Source organism: Moorena sp. SIO4A5 (genome assembly GCF_010672005.1).
Lineage (GTDB): Bacteria > Cyanobacteriota > Cyanobacteriia > Cyanobacteriales > Coleofasciculaceae > Moorena.
The window spans coordinates 1-3434 of record NZ_JAAHHZ010000517.1 but is presented as its reverse complement, the minus strand read 5'-3'; the positions used below and the strand labels follow the sequence as shown (position 1 = coordinate 3434).

3 protein-coding genes are annotated in these 3434 nt (G+C 42.5%); all 3 read right to left on the bottom strand.

Annotated elements, in window-relative coordinates; translation table 11 throughout:
* The coding region (locus F6K57_RS40240; protein WP_293074489.1) for an N-acetylneuraminate synthase family protein at positions 1 to 770 on the bottom strand (770 nt) is incomplete at its 3' end.
* Positions 771 to 780: 10 nt separating this feature from the next.
* Complete coding sequence (gene pseG / locus F6K57_RS40235) at positions 781 to 2295, bottom strand: UDP-2,4-diacetamido-2,4,6-trideoxy-beta-L-altropyranose hydrolase (protein WP_293074486.1); 1515 nt, start codon at positions 2293 to 2295, stop codon at positions 781 to 783.
* A complete protein-coding gene (locus tag F6K57_RS40230) occupies positions 2296 to 3291 on the bottom strand; it encodes a class I SAM-dependent methyltransferase (protein ID WP_293074483.1) in 996 nt (331 codons plus the stop codon). It lies immediately after the preceding gene.
* Between the last annotated feature and the right edge of the window lie 143 nt (positions 3292 to 3434).

The following is a 3434-nucleotide window of genomic DNA, read 5'->3' as shown; positions in this document are numbered from 1 at the left end:
GCGGGATTCCAATCAATTATCTTACCGGCTAAGTCCGTGATTATGATCCCATCGAAGATAGTCTCAAAAATCAGAGCCTGTCTACGCAGAACCTCTTCCGCCTGTTTGCGCTCAGTGATATCGATGAGACCAACCTGTACGTCAAAGAGTTCTCGCAGATGGGGAATGGTGAGGATGTTGGTATTCTCAGGGGTAGCAGGATAAGTACTAGTGCATTTGAGCAAAATTAAATCCTGGCATCCTGCCTCTCTGGCAGTGCTTACTGTTTCGTCTAGTTCTGCTACTGTGGCCATACCAGTGGAGATAATCATGGGTTTACCAGTGCTAGCAACTTTGCGAATCAAAGGTAAATCCGTGTTTTCAAAGGAGGCGATTTTGTAGCAGGGAACATCTAGAGATTCGAGAAAATCAACTGCTGTAGCATCAAAGGGAGTGCTGAAGCCGATGATGCCTAATTCTTGGCAGCGGTTAAATATAGGTTTGTGCCATTCCCAGGGTGTGTAGGCTTGTTGGTATAGCTTGTACAGTGAGTTTCCTTTCCAGAGGCTATTGGGGTCATTGATGAAAAACTCACCTTCATCAATGTCCAAGGTCATGGTGTCAGCAGTGTAAGTCTGGATTTTTAGACCATGAGCGCCAGTTTTAGCTGCTGCTTCGACGATTTCTAGGGCACGTTCAAGGGATTGATTGTGGTTGCCTGACATTTCGGCAACGATAAATGGAGGAGAAGTTGAGCCCACCTTGTGATCATAAATAGTAATCTCTTGCATTTTAATTAAGTTAGTGAATAAAATTTTGACGTTGTTTAACTAAGTACCTCGCATTTACACCATTCTTATCCTTGAGGGTGAGTGTTTCCACTTCTTTGAAGCCTGCCTTCAGAAAGGCTCGGATAGACGCTAGATTATCTGGCTTAATATAGGCGTTAATTTTAGCTGTATGTGACGTTCTAAATATAGCTGTAGAAGCCAGATTTATGAGTGTACTGCCATACCCCTGACCTCTATGTTCACTATTTACACAGATTGAAACTGTTGCCTCATTATGATCAATGTCAAATCGAATTGAACCAATAGGGATATCTTGGGTATTCAATGCAATATAAAACTTGCAATCTGAAGACTTAAGTTTCAAGTTGAACCATTGAACATGTTCATCCCACGGAATAGGCTTTGATGAGAAGGAGCGTAACCTAACTTCTGGATCATTCGCCCACTGCCACAGCAATTCACCATCATCTTCACCCACAGCTCTCAACCTGAGCTTTTGATCCTGCAGGTGCATCAGGACTCTGGCACTGCCTTCACCATCAACTAACCCTTGAGCATGCTCAATCATCTGTTTCCTTAACTCTGAGGCATTGAGTAACCGATTGATTTTTGCTGCCAGGGGTTCACAGAGAATCTCTGTATGCCACCCCAAATTAATTGCAGCACCAAAAGCATCCAGTTTATCCGCAACTTCCCGTTGATTTTCAGCTAGAATGACCACCAAACTTGGTAGTCCCATAAAGGCCAACTCCCAACCAGTACTGCCCCCAGCTGCGATCGCAATATCTGCCCAAGCCATCAACTCTGGCATATTCGTCACATTATACTTGAGGGTAATTGCTGCCCCCGAATCATGCACTGCTGCCTGTAACTGCTCATAATAAGGATTACTCCCCCCCACCACCACCACTGCTTCGAGTCCTTCAACCTTGACCTGCTGTAATGCCCGAATCACCTTCAGGGTCGCGTTATCAGGGTCTGCTCCCCCCAAGGTAACCAGCACCTTCCGTGCCACGGTCGCAATCTGCCGCTGCCAGCCTTGCCAAGGCCAGAATTCCTTCCTCAGGAGTGTATATTTAGTACCTAGTAGCAGCTGGGTGTAGGATTCCCGTTTAGGATACAGTCCCTGATGGGCATACACATTCTGATTCAACACCAAGTCAGCCCAGTAGTGCGCTGCATGGCTATAGTCATCAATAAACAACAGCTGTAACCCGGCGTCTTTAATCACTCGCTGATAGTCAGCTCCGAAGTGATAGCCATCCACCACCACCCAATCAGCACCAAACTGGTGTGCCAAACTTGCTGTTTGCTTGGCATCTTCAGTACTTCCAGAAGAAACTGATAGGTGAGCAACTTCCATTGATTGCGATCGCAGACGGTCTTCCAGCACAAATGCTTCTGTGTTCAGAATAAAAATAGCCTCACCCCCTGTTTCTTGCCAAGCTTGAGCTAAGGCTAGACAGCGCATCACATGACCTGTACCTATTTTTAGAGAAGCATTTGCACGAATAATAAGATTCATTTAAGGCTTCCTAGCCACCAATAGCATATTTGATGAGAGATTATTTGTTGATAAAAAATCTTGAAATGCTTCGCCTTTATTCTCCCATTCATCTATCAAAATTTGTTTCAAAAAAGGTTGATGGCTGACATCAAAATCGCCGGAGATAATTTGCTTACGCACCAATTCAGCATCCAGTCTTCCTGGTGTTTGATTTTCAATGACATCAAACCCACAAGATTCTAACAATATTGTCAGAGACTTGATATTAAACAAATTTAGATGTTCATTATCAACTGCACTAGATTTATTCTCCAAAGTTACGATATCAAACCCTTTAGCATTCGGGCATGTTAGAATAAATATTCCTCCATCAGCTAGCAAGTCATAACATTTGGCTACAAACTTACTAGGAGCAAAGAGATGCTCAATTACTTCAAAGTTGACGATTACATCAATGACTTCATTTCCAAAATTAATTTCCTCTATCGGCTTTTCAAGAATTTCTATACCACGATTACGGCAGGTTTGTGCCAAGTCTGGTGTTGGTTCAACCCCAATCACCTTTTGAAAAACTCCTGTTTTTTGAATTTCTTCACAGAAAATTCCAAACCCTGCTCCTACTTCCAATAGTGTATTGGTTGGTACATTAAATTGTTGACAAATATCAATAACTTTTTGCACTCGTGGTTTAAATATTTTTTCGCGTCGAGCGGCTTCAGAAGCAGGGAAAATATACTTATTCCAATAAGCGTAATTTTCAGATTCTCGATAGTATTCGTCTAGGTGTTCAGGACTAGGTCGAGGGTTTGCATATACAGTCTCGCACGAGTCACACATCACAAATTGAATCTCGTATTTTTCGTATACTTTGTGACTTTCATGGGAAGCACATGCAGGGCAATTGACAGTGACAAAATTCTGCTTGTGCTCTAGTAAGCGTCTAATGTCAGCTAGCAGTCGCTCCGCTTGAGCCTTCATTAATTCATCCGGTCGAATTTCTGATTCTTTTAACATAATATCTACTTCACAAGTGTATTGCACAAGAACCAAATTTATACCAGTTATCAAAAGTAGCTAGAGAGATAATAATTGCCAAACAACCGACATATTAGCAATTTGAAGTAACTAAGTATCCAGTGACTTTCGATAATTGGTAT

Excerpts from the sequence above, each read along its gene's own strand:
- pseG (WP_293074486.1), bottom strand. The coding sequence starts at position 2,295 with ATGAATCTTATTATTCGTGCAAATGCTTCTCTAAAAATAGGTACAGGT.
- F6K57_RS40230 (WP_293074483.1), bottom strand. The coding sequence starts at position 3,291 with ATGTTAAAAGAATCAGAAATTCGACCGGATGAATTAATGAAGGCTCAA.